The organism is Actinophytocola algeriensis (assembly GCF_014203735.1).
GTDB lineage: Bacteria > Actinomycetota > Actinomycetes > Mycobacteriales > Pseudonocardiaceae > Actinophytocola > Actinophytocola algeriensis.
On record NZ_JACHJQ010000002.1, the window covers coordinates 1,253,264 to 1,277,244 of the forward strand.

The following is a 23,981-nucleotide window of genomic DNA, read 5'->3' on the forward strand; positions in this document are numbered from 1 at the left end:
CCAGGGTGTCACCGGGCGGCGTTCTGGATGACATCTCCCCGCGGGGCGAAGAACGCGGCCATGACAACGACGACAGCGCCGCCCAGCAGGGTGGCGGTAAGCCCGATCAAGTCGGCGACGAGACCACCGATCACCGGGCCGCAGAGCAGGCCGGCCGCCTGCGCCCCGACCGCCCTGGCCGAGCCGACCGACGGCTGGTCTGGGTAGAGCCGCGTACCCCAGAGGACTGAGACGTTCACGAGCATGCTGTAGGCGGCGCCGAACGCGGCCGCGGCGATCAGCACAACCCCGACGCGGCTCGGCGCCAACCCGACCGTCGCGATGGCCACTGCCTCCAGAAGCGCGCACAGCACGAACGTCCGGGCCGCACCTAGACGCCGGATCACGTCGGCGGTGCCCATCGCCAGCACACTCGCGACTCCGGTCACGCCGAGCAGCACGCGTCCCGCGGTCTGGTCGAGGCCTGCGTCGCGCACGGTGTCGACAGCGAAGGTCCAGAACGGGGCGCTGCCGAGCCCGACGAGCAGGGCGCCGACGAGCATCGGCGTCACACCGTGGCCGGGTCGTGGCGCAGGTCGGCGCCGCGGCGGACCGCCCTGTGCCGATGGCTGCACGGTTCGGCCGGGCCCCAGCACGTACACGGCGAACAACGTGCTCGCGAGGGCGCATGCAGCGAAGCCGAGGTAGGCGCCCCGCCACTCGTCGCCCGCCGCGATGGCGATCGGCGCGGCGACCGCCACCCCCCACCCGGTGCCACAACTGATCGTCGCCAGGGTGCGGGCGCGGATCGTCGCGGGCAGCCGGTCGACGGCATCGGCGAACGGGGGTTGTACAAGACCGGCGCTCGCGCCCGCGGTGCCCACCCCGATCGCCAGGACGACCGGGTCGTGGGCCATGGCGATGATGATCGTCCCGACGACGGCGAGCAGTCCACCGACGACGACCGTCGCCCGTTGACCGACGCGGACGACACATCGGCCGACCAGGGTCGTCGTGACGACGTAGGCGGCGTAGGCGAGGGTGCCGATCGCCCCGAGCATGGTCGGGGTGAGCACGAGGTCGTCCTGGATGTCCGGCAGCAGCAGGCCGTAGCCGTACCGGGCCATGCCGAACGCGGTCGCCACGGCCGCCGATCCGGCGACCGCGAGCGCGACCGCCGACGGATGGTCCGGACGGCTGCGTTCGCCGGTGTCGTCACGCGACTCTGCCCGGCTGCGGCCGCCACCTTCTTTCACCGGAACGATCCCGACGCGGGCCGGAGCGGGCACGCAGCGGCGGTCGCTCCCGGTCCGTCAGCAAGCTGAGTCACGACAGCTGCGTACCCGGTAACGCCCTTGTGCATGCTTTGGCGGAGCATCACGAACGGCTGAACAGCGATCAGAGCAGCAGTTTCGACGACGGGTCATTCGTCTCGCCACGGACGCCGGCCCGCAGCCGGGCCACGTACCACTCGTGGAACCGCATCAACGGTCCCTCCACCAGCGGGGAGAGCGGACCGGGCCGGTATCCGCGGGAGGCGGTCCCGGCGTACGCGCGCTCGCAGAGCAACCAGTCCTGTTCTGATGTCGAGCGCCACACCGCGGTCAGCGCGTTCGTGTCGGCCAGCGCGGCGTCACGATGCACCAGGAAGGTCACCTCGACGTCGGTGGTACCCACGTCGACCGGTGTGATCGCGGTCGTCATGGCGTAGTCGCAGTTGGCGTGGGCCACCAGGAGGTTGGGCAGCGCGACCATGCGCAGACTGCCGGTGTCAGTGCCGGTCAGGGTGCCCATCACCGGTGCCACCGTGTGCCCGTCGAGAGTCTCGGTGAGGTACCCCTCGCGCAGCGGCACCCGAGCGATCCGGTACCAGGCGCCGTCGGGGAAGTTGACGTCCTCGGGCGCCAGCCCCTGGGCACGCCACCGCGCACGGGCCGCCGCCAGCACAGCGTCGTAGCCGGCGTCTGTCCGCAGGTCGCCGTACATTCCGAGCTCGAAGTTGGACCGCAGGAACTCGGGATGGTTGCCGCAGTGGTAGCACTCGCGGCTGTTCTCCACCACCGTCTTCCAGTTGGCCGCGACCCGGTACCGTTCCCGCGCGGCGATTCGTGCGTCGGCCAGTCCATGCGGCCGCAGTTGCGGAGCGAGCGCCTCGGCGAACGGCTCGAACGGCGGCGGGTCGGCGGCGAGGCAAACGAACACCAGTCCTGCGACCTCGCGAACTGCGACCGGGGCCAGCCGGTACTGCTCGGTGGAAAAGCACGGACCCATCTGCCGTGCCGCGCGCAACCGGCCGTCGAGCCCGTAGACCCAGCGGTGGTAAGGGCAGACAAACGAATGCGTGTTCCCGCGCGGCGCCGAGACGATCCGCGAGCCGCGATGTGCGCAGACGTCATGGTGCGCGTGGATCTCGTTGTCGCGCCCGCGCACGACGATTACGCGGTCGCGGCCGATGTCGACGGTGTAGTAATCGCCGGCAGCGCGCAGCTCGCAGCTGTGCCCTACGAACAGCCAACCGACAGTGAAGACGTGCTCGACGTCGGCGGCGAACACCTCCGGATCGGTGTAGGCGGCTTGTGGTAGCGACCTGCTCGCGACGTGCTCAAACATGCAAACTCCGCACGCTCGGTTCAGCGGCGGCAGCGTCGTCGTCCTGCGACACTCCCTGTCACTTCGTGTTTACCGTCCCGAACGCCTCGACCTCGCACGGCGAGCCGTTCCGCTCCATCAGGTTTAACAGCCGAACGTTTAGTCTGGATTCACCGTCGGGATATTCGGCCGCGAGCATCCGCTGCCCGACGTCCCAGCAACTCGATCGCGGGGTGGACCACCGTTTGACACTCGGTGAAGCCGCCAACTCAGTTACCTCGAATGAGGCCAGGAGGTGACGTTGTGGCCGGCGATCAGCAACGGACACCTGATCACGCCCGCGAACAGGGCCGCAGACCATGCTGGCCCCGGCGAGGCGGCCTGCGCCGGCGCCAACGTCCAGCACAACTGGGTTCTCGTAGGATTATGCCGCCGGTGCGCGGTCCCGGCCTTCGTGCGGTATGGGTCAACTCCGGGCAAACTCGGCACTCACCGCGTTCGGACCGTCGTAGGTGCGGTCAGGCAACGCCTGGAGATGTTGCAGCACCTCATCGTCGGCGCCCTTGCTCCGCGCGTGTTCCACCAGCTCGTCCCGGTCGCACGGATAGTCCACTCCGCCGAGGAACTTCTGCATCTGGATCGGGTTGGGTGCGGACATGTCCCACTCCCCTCGTGTCCTAAGAGGACAATCGGGTTCACTCGTACGCGGCAGGATTTGCCAGGTACCGCGGAGGTAAACCAGCCGGCCCGACTTTCCGCCGGTCCTGTTTCGTCGGCGCGTTCACGGGCGCCCGGGCGTGGTGACAGACATCGACATCGACATCGTCGTTCCCACCAGGAACCGGCAGGCCGAACTCGCGACAACCCTCGCCGGTCTCGCGTCGCAGAGCTACCCCGGCTTCCGGGTGCTGGTCAGGACCAGTCCGACGGCGAGCCCTCGTACACGACGCCGTCAGCGCAGTCCATCGCGCGGGTGTTACGGGTCCAGGACCGGGCCGTCCGGTTCGTCCGGCATCTTCCCCTGCGCGGACTGGCTGAGCACCGCGCCTTCCTCCTCGGCGAGGCGAGTGCGCCCTACGTCCTGTTCCTCGACGACGACGTGTGGCTCGAACCGAACGCGGTCGGCAGGCTGCGCGAAGCGATCGGCGAGCTCGAACACGGCTTCGTCGGTGCCGCGGTTCCACGGCTTGTCCTACGTCGATGAGGTATGACCGCACCAACTCACGCCGTACGAGGAGTGGCAGGGGCCGGTGGAGCCGGCGACGATGTCACCCGACAGTCCTGCCTGGCTGCGCTAATCACTGCACACCGCGGCCAACCCGTTCCACCTTCAGCGCAAATTACGCCTCCGACCGGGTGACTGGCGCGCCTACAAGATCACCTGGGTCGGCGGGTCTGTGCTGTCCGACCGCCGCATCTCCTGCTAGTAGGCCTGCGCCGTCGATTGGTCCGGTTCGAGTGGTGGATCGACGCGCTGAAGGTCAACATGCGGTAGCAGTCGGCGGACTTCGTCGAAGATCGGGCGTTGTCGTCGCTCATCGCTGCCGCCGGCCGCTCGGCTGCCCCTGTCGGCTCGGCGGCGACACGGTGGATGTCACGTCGACGATCCAGTCCAGTTGTACGAGGGACCTGGTGCCGTCCGGATGCATGACGGGCGCCCAGCGTGTCCGGTCCTGCGGGTCGACCAGATCGGCGCCCGCCATGGCCACAGCACGCTGGAATGGTGCGGCTTGCGGGCGCGTGGGGTCGTGGTAGGTGATGATCGCGCCGGGAAAGGGTGGGACAACGGCCATGATGCGACCTCGTCAGTCCAGGTACTCGTTACGAGTCCTTGTTCCCGGCAAGGCCGGACCTCAAACCGTCATCCGGCACCTCGGCCCCTGACCTTGAACCGCGCGGACACCCGATCCATACCCGCCGGGTTCAGGTGCGCGGTGACGGGTACCTGAACCTTGTCAGGCCGCCGCATCGACGATGCCGGCCATGGACCGGAGAGGAGCAAGCCGTGAATCCTGTGGCCGATCTGAATGTCCTCTGCCGGCTCCGCGGCATCTACCGCGACATCGATCGCTGTCTGGACACACGCGATCCGAGGGGGTTCAGCCGGGCGAGCCTCGAACTTCGGGACGTTCTGTCTCGCCTGCGCGACCTCATCGACAACACCTCGGTCGCCGACATCACCTCGGTCAGTCCACCGATGCGGTCCGACCACTCCCAACCGCCTCAACGGTGGTGATCGTCAACCAGGTCGGTCCTGGCACGCCGCTGCGTTGTACACGCTGGATTCCTCAACGGCACGTCAGCCGAACCGCCTGGGTGTCACCCGACGCCGACCGGGTATTCCGGGTGGAAGAAGAGAGGCGAGCCGATGTCACGTGTCCGGGATCTGCCGCAGTGGATCGAGGCACACGAACAGATGCTCGGCATGGTGCCGCGACTGTTGCGTGACTTCGCCTGGTGTCAGGTGAAGGCGCGGCAGGGTGCCGGGCTGGGAGTGCTGCTCGTGCCGGGGTTCGGCTGCGGGGACCGCACCCTCACGCTGACCCGCGGTTGGCTGCAGGCGCGCGGCTACCGGCCGGCCGACGCGCGGATCCGGTTGAACGTCGGGTGCACCACCACACTCGTGGACCGCGTCGAACGACGGCTGGAAAGGCACGCCGAGGTCACGGGACGGCGGGTGGTCCTGTTGGGACAGAGCCGCGGCGGCTGGCTCGCCCGGTTGGTCGCGGTCCGCCGGCCGGACCTCGTGCGCGGGCTGGTGACGGCCGGCAGCCCGGTGCTCGACCCGCTCGGCGCCAACCCGAACGTGGTGCGGATCGCCCGCGCCCTCACTCGACTGTCCACTGCGGGCGTGCCGGGCCTGCTCGACGCGGACTGCTTAACCGGCTCCTGCTACCGCACCCACTCCACCGCGCTGACAGCACCTTTGCCGGCCGGTGTGCCTGCGCTGGCGGTGTACTCCCGTCTGGACAGAATCGCACCGTGGCGGCTGTGCCAGGACCCGTCCGCCGAATGCGTGGAGATCCGCAGCAGCCACACGGCCATGACGCTGCACCCAGACTTCTACCGCGCGCTGGAACCCCGCCTCGCCGAGTGGGCCACCACCGACGGAACACCGAGAAAGGCGCGCTCGGGAAGTTCGGCTACCGCGAGGCGGTGACCGGTTGGGCGACGCCGACGCGGCGGTCCAGTATCTGGAGGTGGTCACATGTCAGCGACCGACGGCATCGCGCTGGTCGACCAGCACTGCCACGGGGTGTTGACCCGCGACGTGGATTCCGAGGAGTTCGGCACCGGACTGGCGGAAGCACAGTCCGCAGGCAACCGGGACCGCTTCCAGTCGCTGCTGGGGCTGGCGGTGCGACGCTGGTGCGCCCCCGTGCTGGACCTGCCACCACACTCCCCACCGGAGGATTACCTGGCACGCCGCTCGGCGCTTGGCTGGCGGGAAGTAACCGAGCGGCTGCTGGCCGCGGCGGGGGTCGAGCACTGGCTGCTCGACACCGGCTACGCCGTGGACACGTCACCGGCGGAGTTGGCCGAGCTGGGTGGCGGCACCGGCCACGAGGTGCTCCGCGTGGAACAGGTCGCGGAACGGCTCGCGGCCCGAGCGGACTCACCGGCCGCACTGCTCGACCGGTTCCGCGCCGAACTGCACGAGCGGGCACAGGACGCGGTCGCACTGAAATCTGTCCTCGCCTACCGGTCCGGGCTCGACCTACCCGGCGACCAACCCACCGACGACCAGGCGCGGCACGCCGCAGGCGACTGGCTACGGGCGGGCGGCGAGCAGCTGACCGACCCGGTGCTGCACGCCTGGGTGGTGCACGAGGCCGCCCGCGTCAGCGCCGAGCAGCGGCTGCCGCTGCAGTTCCACACCGGCTTCGGCGACGCCGACCTGCATCTGCACCAGGTGGACCCACTGCGGCTCACCCATTTCCTCCGATCCACTCAGGACACCGGAGCCACCGTGGTGCTGCTGCACTGCTGGCCGTACCACCGCCACGCCGCCTACCTGGCCCACGTGTACGACCACGTGTACGTGGACACCGGGTTGATGATCCCGTTCGTCGGCACCAGAGCGGGCGGCGTCCTGGCCGAGACACTCGAGGTCGCCCCGTTCGAGTCGCTGCTGTACTCGTCGGACGGCAACGTCCTGCCCGAACTGCACCACCTCGCGGCCGCGCTGTGGCGCCACCACCTCGGCCGCCTCCTCGACACCTGGCTCGCCGACGACGTGCTCGACACGAACACCGCCGAACGACTCGCACACGCCGCCGGTGCGGGCAACGCCACCCGCCTACACCCCCGACTCGCCTCTCGAACGAAACACTGACCGCGAAACACTCGCCCGCACCACCCTCCGCGGCTGAGACCGGCGGTGTGAACTACCGATCCCGGCCGGACGGTTCAACCCCTCCCTGCTCGGTGGTGAGGAGGTTCCGCTCCGCGACGGCGGACAAGGAGAGGGTCTTGTAGCCCATGTCGTCGAAGAGCACGGTCAGCCGGTCCTCTGCGGCCGACATCACCGTGCCGCGACCCCACTCCGTATGGCGGACCACGGTGTCGACTGGAAACATGCCGGAACCCGAGGTCTCCTGCTCGCTCGTGCCGGTGTCGCAGCTGTCGCAGTTGCGGCACGGGCCGGGCAGCTGGTGACCGAAGTAGCCGAGCAGGTACTGCCTGCGACAGCCGGCCGTCTCGGCGTAGCCCCGCATCATCTCGATGCGGGAGCGGATGAGCCGCTGGTGTGCCTCGGCGACCTCGACCGCGTCGTCCACCGCCTGTTCCGGTGAGCGACCGGCATCGATGTACTCCAGCCCGCCCATCCCGGTCGTGGCGACCACGCCGGCCTGCTCGAGCAGGTTCACCGCTCTCGTGCGCTGGCCCACCGAGGTGTCCACCTCGTCGTCGAGCTGTGCCGGGCGAACCGGCTCCTCGTGCCCGTCCAGGGCGCGCGCGACCTCGGCCAGGGGCTTCTCGGACACCTTCCCGGAGGTCAGGAACTTCTGCAGGCTCAGGTCTTCCGGCCGGTAGAACAGCGTGACCGTGGCCGGTTCGCCGTCTCGGCCGGCCCGCCCGATCTGCTGGTAGTAGGAGTCCAGCGACTCCGGAGCCGAGGCGTGCACGACGAACCGCACATCGGGTTTGTCGATGCCCATGCCGAACGCGGAGGTCGCCGCCACGACGTCCAGTTCGTCGGCCATGAACTCCTGGTGCACCCGCTCGCGGTCGGCGGCCTTCATCCCGGCGTGGTACGCGGCGACCCGCACTCCGAGCCGCGTGAGTTCGTCCGCGTAGAACTCCGTGTCCTTCCGGGTCGCGACGTAAAGGAGGCCGCGGCGAGTGGCAAGGTCGCGGACGCGGTCGACGACCGTGCCGCGCTTGTCCTGGTCGTCGGTGAACCGCTCGACCGCGAGACGCAGGTTCGGGCGGTCGAAACCACCTGTCACCTCCCGATGGTCACGCAGACCCAGCCGCGCCACGATGTCCCGGCGCACGGGAAGCGCCGCGGTGGCGGTCAACGCGATCACCCTCGGGTGCCCGAGCCGTTCGATCACGGGGGCGAGGCGCAGGTAGTCGGGTCGGAAGTCGTGTCCCCACGAGGAAACGCAGTGCGCCTCGTCCACTACGAACAACGAGACTCCGACTCGGCTCAGCTCGTCGAGCACCTCGTCCTTGGCCAGCTGTTCCGGGGAGAGGAAGACGAACTCGGCGTCGCCTCGACGCACGGCTTCCCAGGTCCGCGCACGCTCACCGCGACTCTGGCTCGAGTTCAGCGCGAAGGCGCCGGGCATCCCGCTGCCGTCGAGGCCGTCGATCTGGTCGTGCTGCAAGGCGATCAGCGGGGACACCACCACCGTCGGGCCCGCCAGCAGCAACGCGGGCACCTGGTAGATCGCCGACTTCCCGGCCCCGGTCGGCAGCACTGCCAGCACGTCGCGCCCGGCCATCACCTGTTCCATGGCCTGGAGTTGGTAGTCGTGCAGCTGCGACCAACCGAAGTTCTCCTCGGCGACCCGCCGCAGTTCCCTGACCTGTTCACGTGTCACCCGGTGGCAGGTACCCCGGCGGGTCGCCAGGAAACCACGGAGCCCTGGGCTCCCCCGGACGTCGGCCGGTCGCCCGTCGCGACACCACCACGGTTGTGCGACCCGATGAGGGGTAGCCCACTGACAAGCAGACCGACCCCGAGGAGATGACGATGATGACGGCACGGGAACCGCGGGCGTCGACCCACCGTGTCGTCTCCGGGTCCGACACGCCCGTCGAGGACCGCGAGACGAGCTTTGCCGTGTGGGCGCACACCACGATGCTGGATGAGGACACCCAGGACGACCAGCCGGAGCCCACGGTGCTCCGCGGCATCGACTGAGGACTGTGACCGGCCAGGAACGTCCGCACACCGTGTGGGACGTCGTGGTCTGAACCGCCGATCTTCTTCCTGGTTTGACGGCGTACCGGACGGGCACACGTCCGCATGCGACGTCGAGGCGAGCCGCGTCCTCGCACGAGCCGTGTGCCGATGGGCCGGCATCCCTCCTGCCGACACGGCGGTGCCCGAGGTCGCGGCGGACCTGGTGGCCATGGTCGACGGTTTCGCCACACCCGGCCCCCGGCACTGGCGGGCCCGCGCGGCCCGTGGCCGCCGCGAGGCGTGGCTGGCGCGGCTCGTGACCGCCGTCCGCGAGAACAGCCTGAGTGTCCCGACCGGTTCCGCCCTGGACGTTGTCGCGCACCACCGGGAACCCGACGGCGAACCGCTCTCGCCCAGGCTGGCAGCGGTCGAGCTGCTCAACGTCATCCGACCGACCGCCGCGGTGTGCTGGTTCGTCGCCTACGCCGGACACGCCCTCCACGCGTGGCCAAGGCACCGGCAACGCCTCCGTGACGGCGACACCCACTTCGCCGAGGCGTTCGCACACGAGGTGCGCCGGTTCTACCCGTTCGCGCCCTTCATCGGTGGGCGCGCCATGCGAAGACTGACCTGGCGCGGCGAGCCCATCCCGCGGTTCTCGCTGGTCCTGCCCGACCTGTGGGGGGCAGAACCACGACGTGGAGCTGTGGGACAACCCGTACGAGTTCCGCCCGGAGCGGTTCCTCGGCCGGCAGGTCGACCCGTTCGAGCTGGTACCGCAGGGTGCCGGCGACCCGCACACCAACCACCGCTGCCCCGGCGAGCCGTCGACCGTCGCGATCCTGCGCACCCTCGCCATCCGCCTCTCTCGCCTGGACTATCGCGTGCCCGACCAGGACCTGACCATCTCCCTGCGTCGCGTGCCGGCACGCGTCCGCAGCGGCTTCGTCCTTGTCCCGAACCATTCATGACGACGAGGCGTTTCCCGGACATGCGCTGCCGCCGACGGGGAAGAGGACATCCATGACCGCATTCGTCCGATCTGCCCGGGTGAGGTTCGGCTCGCGATGTCACGGACATCCCAAAACGAGTTGTCGCAGTCGAACCAGCGACTCGATGACAAAGGTGGTGTGACGATGCCGGTGCGATCGCATAGCGTGCCAAGCGACGAACCGAGTCCGGTCAACGCCAGCCGGGGGCTCGACCACGTCCCGACCAAGGGCATCCGCCAACTGGTCCGCGACCTGTTGACTGACCACGCCGGTATCGTCGACGACGCGGTTCTGGTAACCGACGAACCGGTCACCAACGCGCACCGCCACTGCCTGGCTCCCAGCGTCTGACGGCTCACTTTGATCAACCACGGCAGACGCTTGTGGTCGATCCACTGTCGTGAACGTTCCGAACGGCACCGGTCCAAGACAATCGGCGACCGAGTACGGTTCAGTACCGTGAGCGAGCACCCCGAGACCGGTCCAGTCCCTGTTGGGCTGGACATCGTGTACCACGAGGTGGACAGCATGCTGGTCATCGCGGTCACGGGTGAGGTCGACCTGCAGACCGCGCCCGCGCTGCACAAGGCAGTCACCGCCGGGATCGAGCGGACACGTGGCGAGCCCTGTGTCCTGGACCTGACCACGGTCACGTTTCTCGGCTCCGCCGGTCTCACTACCCTGGTGGAGGCGACCAGCTTCGGTGAGGCGCGACGGGAACCACTGCGCATCGTGGTGGACTCCACCGTCCCGTGATCCGGCCCATCCAGGTCACCGGCCTGGACAACGTGTTGCGGCTGTACCACTCCGTGGACGAAGCGGTAGGAGCCGGGGAGCAACGATAATCAGGCGGCGGTCATGCCGGGACACCCACCGGATGTGTCCAACCCACATTGCGCAAGATCGTGCCCACCACTCAGAGCGCTCGGCTCCGGGTGCTGGGCGGATGCGGCTGGCCGGTCTGGTAGACCGGGCACAGGTTGTGGAACCGCGTAGCGGTAGGGAACGGCGGGTGGCGGTGCTGGCGGCCGCCCCCATTTCAACCATCTGACCAGGCCGAACCACCGAAAGGCGACTGGTGGCCCTGAGCAACGACACCATCTGTGTCGCTCCGTTGCGGGGGTGGATTGACGGTGAGCGCGTCGGCTTGAGCGCCTACCGCTGTACGCGCGCGAAGTGGAGGAACGTAATCCGTCAGCTGCTACACCGGCTCTCCGTGGAGCCCGGCTCGGTGAGGATCTGCCACAGCTTCGCGGCGTCCACGCCCCTGGCGGTGTCTGGTTTGTTGGAAGGCAGGCCGGTGGGTTGCTCGGCGGGTGCGTTGCCCAGGTATTCGACCAGGACCATGGCCAGATCGCGGAGCTTGACGTTGAGGTGCTGGCTGGCGATGGAGAGCCTGCGCCAGGCGGCGTCCGCGTCGCAGCGGACGGCGTCCATGATCGCACCCTTGGCCTGTTCGATGACACCCCGCGACCGCAGCATCGCGAGCACCTGTGGGGATCCATCAGTCGTGGAGGCATATACCACGGCCAGGGTGGCGGCGGCGAGGGCCTCGTAGCGACGCAGGCTCGACAGCACAGTCTCGTCAGCTGGGCCGGTGACGCAGCAGGACAGGACGAGCACGCCGGCGCCGTCCCAACCGGCGGCGAGGGCGGCCACGCCGCGGATCCGGCTCCAGGTGTCGTACAGGTGGGGCGTCCGTTCCTTCATCGCTTGCCGGGTGAGAGCGGGCCAGCGTGAGTCGGCCCAGACATCGTCCGTCGTCACCGGCAAGTCGGAGGCCACCGCATCGAGAACGGGACCACCGAGCTGCTCGATCTGCGCGTCCACCAGCTCGCCGACAGCACCCACGTTGGCGAGTCGCACCAGGCCGTATCCCTCTCCGGCCGCGCGATGCCCAACGGTGATCGTCGCTCCGACAGGCTCCTGCGGCGCGAGGTCGTCGAACAGTCGACCGAGCACATCCTCGAGAAGGATGACCAAAGGTTTCCAGTCAGGCGAGATCATCCCGTGATCGACCATCACGACTCCGACAGTAGATCGGCCACCTCGTCTTGTCACTCCGGGGCCTCAGCCACCGTACGTATAGCGAGTCGCCGGCCAACGGGCCTGGGCCGTGGACGCTCGGGGAGAACGTCATGGATGCGGACGCCAGCCATGCCGAGCGGTAGCGCTGCGTTTCTACGTCGAGGCGTGGCTCGCGCGGTCGGCGTCGAGGTGGCAGCTGCTTAGCTGGAGCACGGGCCGCCGTCCTCGGCCTACATCGCTCTCGCCGAGCGGGTCCCTGGCAATCCGCGCTTTCTCATGCTCGAGGACTGACCAACGTGGTGTTCACCATGGTCGTGCTCCTGCTCGATCGCACCGGGCGCCGCAGCCTGCCGCTCACGGCACCGCGGGTCTGTTACTCGGGTTGCTCGTGGGGGGCCACCACCTGGCCGGTCCTCGACCCGCACCCGCCGTTGTGCTCGCGGACGTGCTCAGCCAGTGCCAACCCGAGCCGGGCACCACTGCCTCCCGGTCGGAGGTGACCGGCGAGCGAAAATGTGCACGAACCGCGTCAGGAACGCCCGACCTGGCGTTGTCGGCCTCGACGCGGGCCTACTCGTCGCGGCGGAGGAGACCCAGCAGGCCGATCGCGTACTTCGCTCCGCACGACAGTACGTGACGCACTCCGCGCACTGGCTGTGCCTACGCCTTGGGTCCCCGTGGCAACGGACCGTGGACGTCAGTTACGAGCAGCTCATCCGCCCCACATCACCACCCGCGCGGAGCTGACCACGCGAGTGCACGACCTGCTTCCCGACCTCGCGCCCGTGGCGCTGCGCGGGCACCACCTGCCACTGCCCCGGCTCGCGCGGCGGCCGTGGCCGGTCGACCTCGCACTGCGCCGCCCGTGACGACCGGCGCGCCTTCGACCGGCGGGTCGTGGTGCGGGCAGGGTGTACGAAGCCCTCGACGTCATGCTCGGGTGCCCCGTCGCGGTGAAGATGTTCCAGCCAGAGGGCAACGCGGTCGCCCGCTACCGGTTCACCGCGGAAGCCCGCCTGCTCGCAGGGCTGGCCCACCCCGCGCTCGTCACCGTCTACGACGTCTGCCTCGACAGCGACAAACCCTTCCTGGTCATGCAACTGGTCAACGGCCCACTCTGCGCGACGTGCTCGACCGCGGCCCACTGGAACCCGCCGCCGTCGCCCGCTTCCGGCGCCCGGCTGGCGGACGTACTCGCCTACGTCCACGCCCGGGACATCGTGCACCGCGACATCAAGCTCCAGCCGGAGGTGCAGCTCGTCGAACGCGCCTACTGCTCGACCTGACCGCACCCGAGATGACCGTCCTCCTCGGCGGCCTGCGCTCCCTCGGCGCCAACGTCGGCGGCACCGGCACGGTGTCCTCACCGACCGGCCGACCGACGAGGTGAGGTGGACCGCAACCGCGGGTCGACCTCGTCGTCGGCTCCAACTCCCAGTTGCGGGCTCTCGCGGAGGTCTACGCCAGCCAGGACGCCCGCGAGCGGTTCGTGACCGACTTCGTCGCGGCGTGGCCGAAAGTCATGGAGCTCGACTGGTCCGACCTCGCCTGAGCCGGTTGTACTGAAGAACACGACGAACGCGGCTGATCATGGCTGGGCGATCCGAAGCGCGTTCGTCCTCTGTGGATCGGCACCAGATCGAGTGGTAACAGTCGTCTCCGTCTTTCTGTTGGCTCAATCGGGGAACTCACCGGACACGTCGGTTTCACCGAAGGATCGGAGTGGGACATGAAACGCACAGTCCGGAACGGTCTCGTGGCAGCGGCCACCCTTGCCGTGGTGATCGGGGGACCCGCGGCCACGGCCACACCGGCCGTGCCGCACACCGTCATGGCCCAGCAGCAGGACGAGGACCGGGATCGCGGGGACCAGGACGACGACCATGGACTATGGGGGCTGCTCGGCCTCGTCGGGCTCGTCGGTCTACTCGGGTTGATCCGACGAGGACGCCGGAACGACCAGCTCGCCGGACCGGCGGTCGCGCCACCGGTCACCCAGTCGGAGATGCCGGCCCGTCAGCCGGTCGACCACATTCAGCCCGGCGCGCCGCAGCAGTACGCCGATCCCGCCCGGCCACCGCGCGACGGTGGATACCGGCAGCTGTAGCGGTCAATGCGACCACACGCGCACAACAGCACCGTCGCGTCCCCGGGCGAGGTTGCCCAGCCGGCGTGCCACCGAACGGATGGCAGGCGGAGCTGACGGCACCGCCTGGTCCGAACACACCGCGAAGGTTGCCTTGGTCCTTTGTGTTGTTTGAAGGGTGTGCCCGGAGGTAGCTGTGCTCATGTGGCTGCCGCGACCGTCCGGCGTTTACCACCCACAGGGCGGCACCTGGCTGCTGGCCAAGGCCCTGCGCGACGCCGGCGTCGGGCCCGGGGCCGATGTCCTGGAGGTTCGACCGGGTGCGGGTCTCCGGTTCGGTCTCGTGCTGGCCAACCCCGTACGTGCCCGGCGTCCCGGGTGTTCCCGCACGCGGCTCCAGCAGCGCGTGGAAGTCGGTATCGACGGCCGCACCGTTCTCGACCGGTTGTGCACCGCACCACCCGATCTCCTCGCACCAGGCCGCGGTCTTCTCACCGCCCACTCCGCACTGTGCGAGTGAACACCACGCTTCACTGTGGGATGAGGAGTCCGAGACCCACCGGGCTGCCTCGGCTACAGCGGGCTACCCGCAGCCAGACGGCCGAATGTTCACCACCTGGCGGCTTGACCACTGCCGGAGTCAGGCCTGCCCGACCCGCCGGCATGAGACGGGTCGGGCGAGCTGTCACCAGCAGCCCGAGCGCTCAGCTCGGCGCCGTGATCGCCTTCTGAACGAGGTCCTTGGTGCGGTCGAACAGCGACAGGGCCGGTCCGGCGAGGGTGTTCGCGGTAGCGGACTCGACGCCGGGGTGGGGGTGGGTCGGTGCGACCGCTTCCGCTGCCTTGACCGCGGCCGTCATGGTGCGCAGCTCGGCGCCCCCGACCTCGCGCCGCAGGTAGCGGAACTCGTAGGCCTCCTCCTTGCTGGCGTGGTCGAGGACGTCGATGCGCAACTGGTCGAGCAACTGGGGGAACTCGGGGGCATCCGGGCCCATCTTCTCCAACTCCGCCAGGGTCTCCTTGGCGGAGTGTTCCTCGGCGAGCCGGTCGTCGACGATGTCGTCACCGCCGTGTACCCGCAACCGGGTCAGGGGATGGACCACCTGCTCCTCGGCGGTCTCGTGCACGGCGAGCAGTCGCACCAGTCGCTGGAACGCATCCGTACGTGCTTTCCCCGTGGCCGACTCGACCTCGATGAACAGGTCGCGAATCTGGGTGTGCTGGCGGAGCAGCAGATCTACCACATCCTGCTCCGCCGAGCCGTCCGGTTTGCCGTCGCCCGTGACCGTGGCGGCACCGGGCAGCTGTGCTGGTTTGCGCGGCGCTTTCTTGCGAAGTTTGATCATCTGAGCGCCGATCTCCTGCAGCTGCTTGCGGCCCAGGCCTTCGCGGACTTGCGGGAACCAGCCCTCTTCCTCTTTGCCGAAGTGGCGTGACACCGTCTCGATCAGCACGGTGGCCTTGGCGTTGAAGCGTTCGTCGTCTGGCGTCATCGCCGCCAGCTCCGTACACAACACTTCCGCTACGTGGTTTTCCTCGTAGGAACGCAGTACGTCGTCCTCGAGATCCGGCAGCCGCTTGCGCAGTTCGGGGTGCATGCACTCGTTTTCCAGGTACGAGTAGATGGTCAACGCCTTGACGACGCGCCGCATGGCTGCGCCCTTGCTTCTCTTTGTCTCCGCGGACTGGAACTCCCGGAACAGGCGACGGATCTCCTTGTGGTCCTCTTTGAGTAGCACGATGGCGTCGGTCGACATGGTCAGTCCTTCCCTGCGGCGGGGGTCGGGCGAGTGGGTGTGACCGCCTCAGCGGTTCTCAGCGCGGCGGAGAAGGCTCGTAGCTCGCCTGCGGGTACATCCCGGCGCAGGTAGCGGAACGCGGCCAGCGTCTGTCCGGTGCGGTACTCCTCGGCGAGCAGGTCGGCGACGATGTGGTCGCCGCCGTGCACATACAGCCGGGTCGGGGGGTGCAACACCTGCTCGGCGGCGGCCTCGTGCACCGTCAGCAGCCGCACCAGGCCGTGGAAGGCGTGCGCCCTGGCTGCCGAGGAACTCGATTCGACTTCGACGAACAAGTCGCGGATCCGCGTGTGCTGCTCGACCAGCAGGTCAACCACATCCTGTTCGACCGCGGGGTCGGTCATGTCCTTCTCCTCGAGACGTTCAGGCCTTGCTGCCGGACTGCTGTCGCAGTTCGGACACGGGGTGCGGGCCGTCGGTCTCCGCTCGGTAGTCGGTGCCGAACTGGGTTTGGTGCTGGTCGACGACCAGTTCGCTGGGCGGGAGCTCACCTGCCATGAGCTTGTCCTGCAACTTCTCGAACCGCTCGTGCGCGTCGGTCACATAGCCGGCGCCCAGGGTGGTCAGGTCGATCTGCGTGTCGAGCAGGTGGCGCAGGTATTCCTTGTTCGGCTCGAACGTCACCGGTGCGGGCAACTCCGGCGGAAGGAGCTCGTCGGGGTCCCGCTTGTCGTGCTTACGGAACAATTCGACCGCGATCCGCAGTTGCTCGATCTCCATGTTCAGGTGCAGCTCCCAGATCGCCTTCACCTTCGGATCGGACTCGTGCTGCATGAACGAGTGATAGAGGTAGACCTCGTTGTACTCGTGCAGGACCAACCGCTCCCACCACGTCTCGCCGGGGTCGACCAGCGACTCGTAGTGCGTCACGTGCTCCTCCTCGATCATCGCGATCTCCTGGTAGAGCTGTCGCGCGATCGGTTCCATGTACTGCGGGCCGACGTTCATGTAGAAGTTCATGGTCTGCTGCTCGGCGGACATCACCGTCAACGCGTGCATCTTCGACAACGGCGCCGCGCTGTTGCGGTCGTACGGGTCGCGGACGTTGTCAACCGGGTGCCGGTGGTGGTACTTCGTCGGACGGCCGGGCATCACCTCGGTGAGGCCCTGCACAAGCTTCTCCGCCTTACGGTGCTGGATCATCTCGTAGAGGTTCGAGTACCGGTAGAGATGGTCGAAATCCTCCAGCACTCCGAACTCGTAGGCCTGCTTCAGGTAGGGATCGGGTTCCATCCGCGCGATCCACGCCGTCAGGTCCACCGCCACCTGCTCGTAGAAGATCGTCGTCTCCAACGGAGAGGACTGACCCGGCAGCAGCCAGTTCACCACCTTCTGCTGCTGTTGCTCGATGTAACGGATCTCAGCCAGCTTCCGGGTGACGTCCTGGTCCTGGCACACCCTGGCGAAGTTGTGGCTGAACATGATCGACTCGACCTCGATGCCGTTCATCGTGATGATCCGGCACAACGTGTATGGATCACTGAGATCCGGGTCCACGGGAAGCACGTCCAGCTCCCGCCAGTTTCGCATCTGCTGGTCAAGCGGGATGCCCTGCTGCTCAAGCGGATTGAAAGTCATCGCCGGTCCAATGAACGGAGGAGTGTTGCCGTCTCGGGCGAGTACCCGTCGCACCGACAGGTACTCGACGACCGACCGTGGGATATTTCGACCTTGACGACGCCGGCGGGGCCGTTTGGGCACACGATCGGCGACCAAGGGCACCAGCAAGGAACCGGTGACCACCCGATCGTGTGGTGGTGATCGCCATCGAAGTTCGAGTGCGCGACGCCGAGCACGACCCCGCTGCGATCACGTGCGCGCGGTGTGAACGCGAAGTATCGCCCCAGCCAGCCACCAACCGGGGGAATCATGCGTCGGCCGGGTTCCAACAGGGTATGCCCCGCGCATGTTCCCCAGACGATCTGTCGAAGGCCGGGTCATGCTGGTGACCGGTGGTTCCGCCGATGTCGGGCGCTCGATCGCGGCGTGCCTCGCGGCCGCGGGCGCAGCCGTCGTGAGGTGTGCCCGGGACGGCATATGGCTGCGGGCAGCGGCTCGACCCCTTCCGGGATCGTCGCCCCGGTCGCGCGCGACCTCAGGTATGCGCGGGCCCATGGCGTCAGCGATGTTCGCCGTCGTTCGGCTCAGCAACGACCAACTCCTCGAAAACGCCACCGACATCGTTCGGTCCGGAGATGACGATGACATGACCAGCGCGGCGAGCAACGCCACGGCGGGACGGTGGGCGACCCCATGAGGATCCGGCCCCTCGGAGGCGGGCTCGGCTGCCTCCTGATGATCGTCTTCTCCGTGCTCGCGTCCGTCATCCTCACGATCGTGCTCAACCTCGATCTGTGACCGCGACTCTCCGGTTCCCCACCAATCGCACCAGGCGTTCCCCCCGGTCCATCCGGACCCGGTCGCGCGGATGACAAGGCCGTGCTCACCCACCAGGACGGCGAACGGCCGGGACGCGCGACGTGCTGGCCGCACGCTGGACCCGTCCCCGGAAATGATCCCGCGACCAGACCGGCTCCCCCGACGCCAGCTGGGACACATCGGGAGACCTACGTAGGGTCGCGGTGGCCAAGCAACAGTCCTCCATGCCATCCCCAAGACATGTTTCCCCCGTCCGGAAGCGGACCGCGGCCGTCCCCGGTGAGCGACTTCGGCGAGCCGTGGACACGGTGCTGGCCGACCTCGACGCCGACGACGCTGACCCCGCCCGTCTCGACGACATCCTGCGTACCGCACTCGCGTGGACCGCGGCCGCCGGCGACACATGCCGGATCGCCCCAGCCGTGTCACAGGTGCGGGACGCTCGCGCCTGTCTCAGCCACGCCGAAACCGAGCAAGCCAGGTCAGCGCTGCTCGCAGCCCGCGACAGCCTGCAGCTCGTGCCGAACCAGCGCATCCCCTGACATCCTCACCAGGCGGACCATATTCAGGTGCGTTTGAGCGGTCGAAGCCGTGCTCGCACACGTGCTCCCCGGCGACCGGACGTGCTGTCCCGCAGACCTAGACCGAACCGCCGGTCCCTTGCCGCGTTCGACGAACGGGATCCCCACGTCTACCGCACCGGAACCCGCTTCGCAGCATGGGCCGCAGGTGCGACGATGGTGATCGTCTCTCGCCCGTTCGGCCCCGTCTGGGCGCTCCCACCGCCGTCCGACTGGAAAGCTTCCGACGGGACGTCGGCGCACGCTCGTAGGTTCGGGCGAGAAGACGACCAGAAGGTCGTGGAGGACCGCGTCGACACCGTTCAGCTCGGCCTGCGCGACAGGGCGTCGCCTTTCCCGAATGAGTTCGCCCGTCACGGAGCTTCAGCGCGCTGATCTGGCCGGTAGCGGATAGGGCCGAACCACGGCCGGACAACCGTGACGTTCGGTCATTCCTCCACGTCGTCCTGCTGCTGTTCCCGTACGCGGGTCTCGGCCTCTTCGCCTTCCTCGCGGCCGCCCTCGGCGGGTTCTTCTGGGTGCTCGGTACGTCCTCGGTCATGTGCCATGGGGGGTGGGTTCCCGGTTCTTGGCCGCTCAACCGAGATTGGCATCTGCCCCGCGTTGAACGATGGTTCGAATCCTGATCGGAAATGGGTGCCAAGACGAGCAGGCCACGCATGGAACGAACATCCGCGGGCACCACTCCGACGCGATCTCGCGCGGGAACAAAGACCGCCATCCGCACGAGGTGGGTCGCTGTCGCAGGGCGTGGTGGTCTTCGCGGTGTCACAGCAGTCACGGACGCGACGCCCGGTTCGTGCGCCGCCAGCGGCGGTGTCAGCTAACTCGACGACATCACCGTCGACCGGGGTCCTTGTTCACCTCGCCGGGTTCGAACCTCCTCACCGAGGTCCACCGATGACCACCACGTGGACCTGGCCGTCCGCACCCTTGGCGTGGTGTCCAGCGAAAGTCATGGCTTCCTCGCAGATAGGCCGACGTCATGCCTCGGATGGGACGGGCACGCTGCCTGACCGGGAAACCACGCCACTGACGACGGGCGAAGGCCGGATAACATGGTTCTCGATCCGCAAACGCCGATGACCACGGCACTCGGCGCGGACGAGCGGCGACGTTGACCGCGGTCCGTACGCATAGCGGCACCCCGGCTCCCATCAGCTGTCGATGACGGGGTGGTCGCCGGTGTCGATCGCCGTCGCCGACCGCTGGTACCGGTTGACCTTCTTCCGCCTGCGGGGTGGGCGGTCGTTGGCGATCAGCACCGCGATCCACGGCAGTGGGATCGACAGCAGCGCAAGTGCCAGTGCCAGCCACCAGGTGCTGTGGAGGACCCCCGCGATCGCCAGGCATGAGATGCGCACGAGCATGATCGTCAGGTACTTCCGTTTGCGCGCCGCTTGTTCCTCCTCGTGCGACGGCGCGGCTTCGGTGATGAGAACCGGTTCCCTGTCCCGCTCGTGCTTCACGCACACCTCCACATTCGGGTTGTCCCGGTCCTCATCCGCCGTGACCACGTCCCGCCGGTCTCGTTCGACTGTCTTCCGCCGTGAGGTCACCGTCGTCCGTGCCGGCGTTCGCCCTCGCCTGGTGCAGGGCGGCCACTTCGTCGTCCGGGTCGGGGCTGAAGAACCCGCCTTGTTTGGGGGAACCCGCGGCGCCGAGCTGGTTCATCTTCGTCGGCACCGGGGTGCCCTGGTAGGTCAGGTGGGCGCCATCGCTGTCGAGTGGTTGGTGCACCTCGATGAACGCGCCGTGCGGGAGTCGTTTGATGATCCCGGTTTCCACGCCGTGTTCGAGGACGCGCCGGTCGCCGCGCTGCAGGCCGAGGCAGGTCCAGTAGGTGAGCACGTAGGCGATCGGCGGCAGGATGAGCAGTCCGATCCGCCCTGCCCAGGTGATGGCGTTGAGGGAGATGGCGAACTTGTTGGCGATGATGTCGTTGCCGCCGGAGACCAGCAGCACGCCGAAGAACGTCAGTGCCATCACGCCGAGGCTGGTGCGTACCGGCACGTCCCGTGGACGCTGCAGGAGGTTGTGCCAGGCGGTGTCGCCGGACAGGCGCCGCTCCAGCCATGGGTAGAGCGCCGCGAGGGTGATCATGACCAGTGGCAGCGCCGCGGTGGGCCAGAACTGGGCCGGGATCACGTAGTTGCCCAGGTGCAGGTCCCAGGGCGGCCAGAGCCGGCTGGAACCGTCGAGCCAACCGATGTACCAGTCCGGCTGCGAACCGGCGGACACGTGCGCGGCGTTGTACGGGCCGAACAGCCAGACCGGATTGATCTGGAGGAGTCCTGCCATCAGGCCGAGGACCGCGACGACCCCGACGAAGAACGCACCGCTCTTCACCGCGAACACCGGCAGGATCCGCACTCCGACGACGTTGTGCTCGGTGCGCCCCACGCCGGGGAACTGGGTGTGCTTCTGGTACCACACCAGAGCGAGGTGCACGACGATCAACGCGAGCAGGATTCCCGGCAGCAGCAGCGCGTGGACGATGTAGAGCCGCGGGATGATCTCGGTACCGGGAAACTCCGACCCGAAGACCAGCCAGTGCGCCCACGTGCCCACGACCGGGATGGCCTGCACGATGCCCGACATGATCCGCAAACCCGTGCCGGACAGCAGGTCGTCGGGCAGCGAGTAGCCCGCGAACCCTTCTGCCATCCCGAGCGTGAACAGCAGGATGCCGATCACCCAGTTGGTCTCCCTCGGTCTGCGGAACGCGCCGGTGAAGAACACCCGCAGCATGTGCACCAGGATCGCGGCCATGAAGATCAGCGCGGACCAGTGGTGGATCTGCCGCACGAACAAGCCGCCGCGCACCTCGAACGTGATCTGCAGCGTGCTCTCGTACGCCCGGGACATGTCCACGCCGCGCAGCCCGTCATAGGCACCCTGGTAGCGCACCTCGACCATGGACGGGTCGAAGAACAGCGCGAGGTAGGTGCCCGACAGCAGCAGCACCACGAAGCTGTACAGCGCGATCTCGCCGAGCAGGAAAGACCAGTGGGTCGGGAAGACCTTGTTGATCTGCCTGCGGACGGCGGCCGCGGCGTGGAACCGGTCGTCCGCGGCGTCGGCGACCCGCCCGATGCGGCCGCCGCGCTGCTTGGTCGGTCTGTCCAGTGAAGTCATGTCCCCAGCTCCCAGAACGCGGGGCCGACGGCCTCGACGAAGTCGCCGCGTGCCACGAAGTACCCGTCCTCGTCGACGTCGAGCGGCAGCTGCGGCAACGGCCGCGTGGCCGGACCGAAGACCGGCCGCGCGTTGCCCACCAACGAGAACTGGGACTGGTGACACGGGCACAGCAGTAGGTTGTCCCGCTGCTGGTAGAGCGACACCGGGCAGCCGAGGTGCGTGCAGACCTTCGAGTACGCGTAGAAGTCCCCGTAGTTGAACTCCTCCTGACCCGGCCGGGTGGTCACCTTCGTGCCGGGCCGCAACCGGAACACCAGCACCGCGCTGTCGGCACGGCGCAGTGCGGCCGCGAGCCGTTCGGCGTGTTCCCGTTCTTCCTCGCGGAACGGGAACACGGTCACCAGGCCGCCCGCGTGCATGTCCTCGGGCCGCAGCAGCACGACCTCCTCCGGTTCGCCGGTGTCGACGCGGAGCCAGACCTTCTCGCCTGGGGAGGACCGCCAGGCGGTGTGCCACAACGAGTCAGGGCCCTCGGTGTCCTTCCACGGGTCGCGCACCAGCGGGGCGATCGCGAGCACACCGATGCCCATGCCGAACACACCGCCGCCGAGCCCCAGCGCACGTCTGAGCACAGTGCGGCGGCGCAGACCGCTGCGCTCCCCCGCGTCCGCGAACTCCGCCGCGACGGTCCGCCGGTCCACTTCGGACGAACTGCCCGAGTGCCGCTGCTGGGCTGCCAGTTCGTGCGGCAGGAACTTCTTCGCGTAGCTGATGACACCGAACATCAGGCAGAGCGCAGTCAACCCGAACGTGAGCCCGACCAACGGGGTGTACAGCACCCGCAACGCATAGCCAGCCTCGCCCGGTGCGCGGTAGTCCCACGGCCACCACAGGAACACCCCGACGAACGCCAGCCCGAACACCGCGGACAGCAGAAACCACATCAGAACCCGGCGCTCAGCGCGCCGCTCGGCCTGTGTGCCGCGCACCGGCCACCGTTCCTCGTAGGAGACCAGCTCCACATCGTCGAGCGACGTGCCGAGCCGGACCAGGTCCGCACGGTCCATCTCGTCGAGCTGCTCGGCGGTGACCTCGTCCTTACGCCGCTCGCTCATGACCGCGCCCCGATCCAGACACACAGCGCCAGGAGCGCCACGACCCCGATCACGAACGCGGCCGCACCCTCGGCGACCGGGCCGATCTTCCCCAGCGACTGGCCGCCGTAGCTGTCCCGCTCACCCTGCACCGACTTGACGTAGGCGATGATGTCCCGCTTCTGCTCCGGGGTCAGCGCCCGCTCGGAGAACACCGGCATGTTCGACGGACCCGTCAGCATCGCGGTGTAGATCTGCTCCTCGTTCGCCGGGTCGAGCTCCGGGGCGGACTTGCCCGAGGACAGCGCACCGCCGCGCCCGGTGAAGTTGTGACACGACGCGCAGTTGAGCCGGAACAGGTCCCCACCCCGCGCCACGTCACCCCGCAGCTCGGCGCCCCGCTCCCCAGGCATCGCGTCCCCACCGCCGTGGGCGTGAACGTACGCGGCGAGCGCATCGATCTGCGCGGGCGTGAACACCGGGGGTTTGCGATGGGACTGCGCCTCCTGCCGCGCCAACGGCATCCGGCCGGTCGACACCTGGAAGTACACCGCCGCCTCGCCCACCCCGACCAGGCTCGGCCCCATGCCCTCGACACCTTCCAGATTCGCGCCGTGGCAGCTCACGCACGAGGTGCGGAACAGCTCCTCGCCCTGCCGCACCAGAGCGGGATCCTGGTCCGCCACCACCACCGGCGGCGCGGGCGCGAGCACGCTGTACGCCGAACCGGTGACGAGGAGGGCGAGCAACAGCAACATCGTCCGGGCCAGTCTTCGCCGCCATCGGAGGTTCGTCATGACTGAGCCCAATCGTGAGAAAGACTGGAGGGCGAGCAGGGCCGGACACCTGCACACGTCAGCCGACACGCGGCACGACGTCGAATCCCTGTGAGTTCAAGAACCGACCCACGCCACTGTCTGCCCGCAAACGCCGCAACCAAACGCATCGGATTCGG

At 68.3% G+C, this 23,981-nt stretch carries 24 protein-coding genes and 2 pseudogenes; 13 read left to right on the forward strand and 13 right to left on the reverse strand.

Translation table 11 applies throughout. The features are described 5' to 3' along the window. Positions 1-8: 8 nt before the first annotated feature. From FHR82_RS11905 to FHR82_RS11915, 3 genes are all read right to left on the reverse strand, one after another. Positions 9-1,235 carry an MFS transporter gene (locus tag FHR82_RS11905; protein WP_184810312.1) on the reverse strand — a complete coding sequence of 409 codons (1,227 nt, stop codon included), beginning with the start codon at positions 1,233-1,235 and terminating at the stop codon, positions 9-11. Positions 1,236-1,377: 142 nt separating this feature from the next. Next, on the reverse strand, positions 1,378-2,532 hold the full coding sequence (locus FHR82_RS11910) for an aromatic ring-hydroxylating oxygenase subunit alpha (RefSeq protein WP_184810313.1): 1,155 nt from the start codon (positions 2,530-2,532) through the stop codon (positions 1,378-1,380). A gap of 502 nt (positions 2,533-3,034) precedes the next feature. Further along, positions 3,035-3,226, reverse strand: a complete 192-nt coding sequence (locus tag FHR82_RS11915) for a DUF2795 domain-containing protein (protein ID WP_184810314.1) — start codon at positions 3,224-3,226, stop codon at positions 3,035-3,037. A 315-nt stretch (positions 3,227-3,541) separates the two neighbouring features. On the opposite strand from FHR82_RS11915, the gene FHR82_RS47980 reads away from it, so the two are divergent. Next, a complete protein-coding gene (locus tag FHR82_RS47980) occupies positions 3,542-3,772 on the forward strand; it encodes a glycosyltransferase family A protein (protein WP_184810315.1) in 231 nt (76 codons plus the stop codon). Positions 3,773-4,103: 331 nt separating this feature from the next. On the opposite strand, the gene FHR82_RS11925 is transcribed toward FHR82_RS47980, so the two are convergent. Further along, on the reverse strand, positions 4,104-4,361 hold the full coding sequence (locus tag FHR82_RS11925) for a hypothetical protein (protein ID WP_184810316.1): 258 nt from the start codon (positions 4,359-4,361) through the stop codon (positions 4,104-4,106). Between the two features lie 212 nt (positions 4,362-4,573). Here FHR82_RS11925 and FHR82_RS11930 point away from each other — a divergent pair, with 212 nt between their 5' ends. The 3 genes from FHR82_RS11930 to FHR82_RS11940 all read left to right on the forward strand — a co-directional run bounded on the left by FHR82_RS11930 (position 4,574) and on the right by FHR82_RS11940 (position 6,904). Beyond that, positions 4,574-4,804 carry a hypothetical protein gene (locus FHR82_RS11930; RefSeq protein WP_184810317.1) on the forward strand — a complete coding sequence of 77 codons (231 nt, stop codon included), beginning with the start codon at positions 4,574-4,576 and terminating at the stop codon, positions 4,802-4,804. A gap of 132 nt (positions 4,805-4,936) precedes the next feature. After that, the gene (locus FHR82_RS11935) at positions 4,937-5,728 is read left to right on the forward strand and encodes an alpha/beta hydrolase (protein WP_376706398.1); all 792 of its coding nucleotides are present in this window, start codon (positions 4,937-4,939) and stop codon (positions 5,726-5,728) included. A 48-nt stretch (positions 5,729-5,776) separates the two neighbouring features. Then, the gene (locus FHR82_RS11940) at positions 5,777-6,904 is read left to right on the forward strand and encodes an amidohydrolase family protein (protein WP_184810318.1); all 1,128 of its coding nucleotides are present in this window, start codon (positions 5,777-5,779) and stop codon (positions 6,902-6,904) included. A gap of 52 nt (positions 6,905-6,956) precedes the next feature. Here FHR82_RS11940 and FHR82_RS11945 read toward each other — a convergent pair whose 3' ends face one another. Next, the gene (locus FHR82_RS11945; protein WP_184810319.1) at positions 6,957-8,621 is read right to left on the reverse strand and encodes a RecQ family ATP-dependent DNA helicase; all 1,665 of its coding nucleotides are present in this window, start codon (positions 8,619-8,621) and stop codon (positions 6,957-6,959) included. A gap of 152 nt (positions 8,622-8,773) precedes the next feature. On the opposite strand from FHR82_RS11945, the gene FHR82_RS11950 reads away from it, so the two are divergent. The 4 genes from FHR82_RS11950 (at position 8,774) to FHR82_RS11965 (ending at position 10,674) form a co-directional block, all read left to right on the forward strand. Further along, on the forward strand, positions 8,774-8,944 hold the full coding sequence (locus FHR82_RS11950) for a hypothetical protein (RefSeq protein WP_184810320.1): 171 nt from the start codon (positions 8,774-8,776) through the stop codon (positions 8,942-8,944). 680 nt (positions 8,945-9,624) lie between these two features. Beyond that, the gene (locus FHR82_RS45205; protein ID WP_221463623.1) at positions 9,625-9,897 is read left to right on the forward strand and encodes a cytochrome P450 family protein; all 273 of its coding nucleotides are present in this window, start codon (positions 9,625-9,627) and stop codon (positions 9,895-9,897) included. Positions 9,898-10,056: 159 nt separating this feature from the next. Then, on the forward strand, positions 10,057-10,269 hold the full coding sequence (locus FHR82_RS11960; RefSeq protein WP_184810321.1) for a hypothetical protein: 213 nt from the start codon (positions 10,057-10,059) through the stop codon (positions 10,267-10,269). 108 nt (positions 10,270-10,377) lie between these two features. Next, a complete protein-coding gene (locus FHR82_RS11965) occupies positions 10,378-10,674 on the forward strand; it encodes an anti-sigma factor antagonist (protein WP_184810322.1) in 297 nt (98 codons plus the stop codon). A 438-nt stretch (positions 10,675-11,112) separates the two neighbouring features. Here FHR82_RS11965 and FHR82_RS11970 read toward each other — a convergent pair whose 3' ends face one another. After that, positions 11,113-11,940, reverse strand: a complete 828-nt coding sequence (locus FHR82_RS11970) for an ANTAR domain-containing protein (RefSeq protein WP_225944151.1) — start codon at positions 11,938-11,940, stop codon at positions 11,113-11,115. Between the two features lie 938 nt (positions 11,941-12,878). Here FHR82_RS11970 and FHR82_RS47985 point away from each other — a divergent pair. The 4 genes and pseudogenes from FHR82_RS47985 to FHR82_RS11985 all read left to right on the forward strand — a co-directional run. Beyond that, positions 12,879-13,127: pseudogene (locus FHR82_RS47985) on the forward strand (protein kinase); the annotation flags it as partial. 30 nt (positions 13,128-13,157) lie between these two features. Further along, positions 13,158-13,498 (forward strand): annotated as a pseudogene (locus tag FHR82_RS47990) (catalase/peroxidase HPI); the annotation flags it as partial. Positions 13,499-13,675: 177 nt separating this feature from the next. Further along, entirely contained in the window at positions 13,676-14,053 is a 378-nt protein-coding gene (locus FHR82_RS11980; RefSeq protein ID WP_184810325.1) for a WGxxGxxG family protein, read from the forward strand. A 181-nt stretch (positions 14,054-14,234) separates the two neighbouring features. Then, a complete protein-coding gene (locus FHR82_RS11985; RefSeq protein ID WP_184810326.1) occupies positions 14,235-14,552 on the forward strand; it encodes a class I SAM-dependent methyltransferase in 318 nt (105 codons plus the stop codon). A 184-nt stretch (positions 14,553-14,736) separates the two neighbouring features. Here FHR82_RS11985 and FHR82_RS47360 read toward each other — a convergent pair whose 3' ends face one another. Genes FHR82_RS47360 through FHR82_RS12000 form a run of 3 tightly spaced genes read right to left on the reverse strand, consistent with a single transcriptional unit; the run spans position 14,737 to position 17,409 of the window. Next, positions 14,737-15,789, reverse strand: a complete 1,053-nt coding sequence (locus tag FHR82_RS47360) for a hemerythrin domain-containing protein (RefSeq protein ID WP_184810327.1) — start codon at positions 15,787-15,789, stop codon at positions 14,737-14,739. Between the two features lie 2 nt (positions 15,790-15,791). Next, complete coding sequence (locus FHR82_RS11995; RefSeq protein WP_184810328.1) at positions 15,792-16,175, reverse strand: hemerythrin domain-containing protein; 384 nt, start codon at positions 16,173-16,175, stop codon at positions 15,792-15,794. 19 nt (positions 16,176-16,194) lie between these two features. Continuing rightward, complete coding sequence (locus FHR82_RS12000) at positions 16,195-17,409, reverse strand: hypothetical protein (RefSeq protein WP_184810329.1); 1,215 nt, start codon at positions 17,407-17,409, stop codon at positions 16,195-16,197. Positions 17,410-18,509: 1,100 nt separating this feature from the next. Here FHR82_RS12000 and FHR82_RS12005 point away from each other — a divergent pair. Further along, positions 18,510-18,752, forward strand: a complete 243-nt coding sequence (locus tag FHR82_RS12005; protein WP_184810330.1) for a hypothetical protein — start codon at positions 18,510-18,512, stop codon at positions 18,750-18,752. Positions 18,753-19,948: 1,196 nt separating this feature from the next. Here the strand turns inward: FHR82_RS12005 and FHR82_RS12010 are convergent. From FHR82_RS12010 to qcrC, 4 genes are read right to left on the reverse strand one after another with little or no spacing between them, the layout of a single operon-like run. Then, positions 19,949-20,308: a DUF3099 domain-containing protein gene (locus FHR82_RS12010; protein ID WP_311771022.1), complete on the reverse strand. Its 360-nt coding sequence runs from the start codon at positions 20,306-20,308 to the stop codon at positions 19,949-19,951. Further along, positions 20,292-21,929, reverse strand: coding sequence for a cytochrome bc1 complex cytochrome b subunit (gene qcrB / locus FHR82_RS12015; RefSeq protein WP_184810331.1), 1,638 nt, complete (start codon positions 21,927-21,929; stop codon positions 20,292-20,294). Before qcrB ends, FHR82_RS12010 begins: the two co-directional genes overlap by 17 nt. Beyond that, positions 21,926-23,047, reverse strand: coding sequence for a cytochrome bc1 complex Rieske iron-sulfur subunit (gene qcrA / locus FHR82_RS12020; RefSeq protein ID WP_184810332.1), 1,122 nt, complete (start codon positions 23,045-23,047; stop codon positions 21,926-21,928). Before qcrA ends, qcrB begins: the two co-directional genes overlap by 4 nt. Beyond that, the gene (gene qcrC / locus FHR82_RS12025; protein WP_184810333.1) at positions 23,044-23,823 is read right to left on the reverse strand and encodes a cytochrome bc1 complex diheme cytochrome c subunit; all 780 of its coding nucleotides are present in this window, start codon (positions 23,821-23,823) and stop codon (positions 23,044-23,046) included. Before qcrC ends, qcrA begins: the two co-directional genes overlap by 4 nt. Positions 23,824-23,981 lie beyond the last annotated feature (158 nt).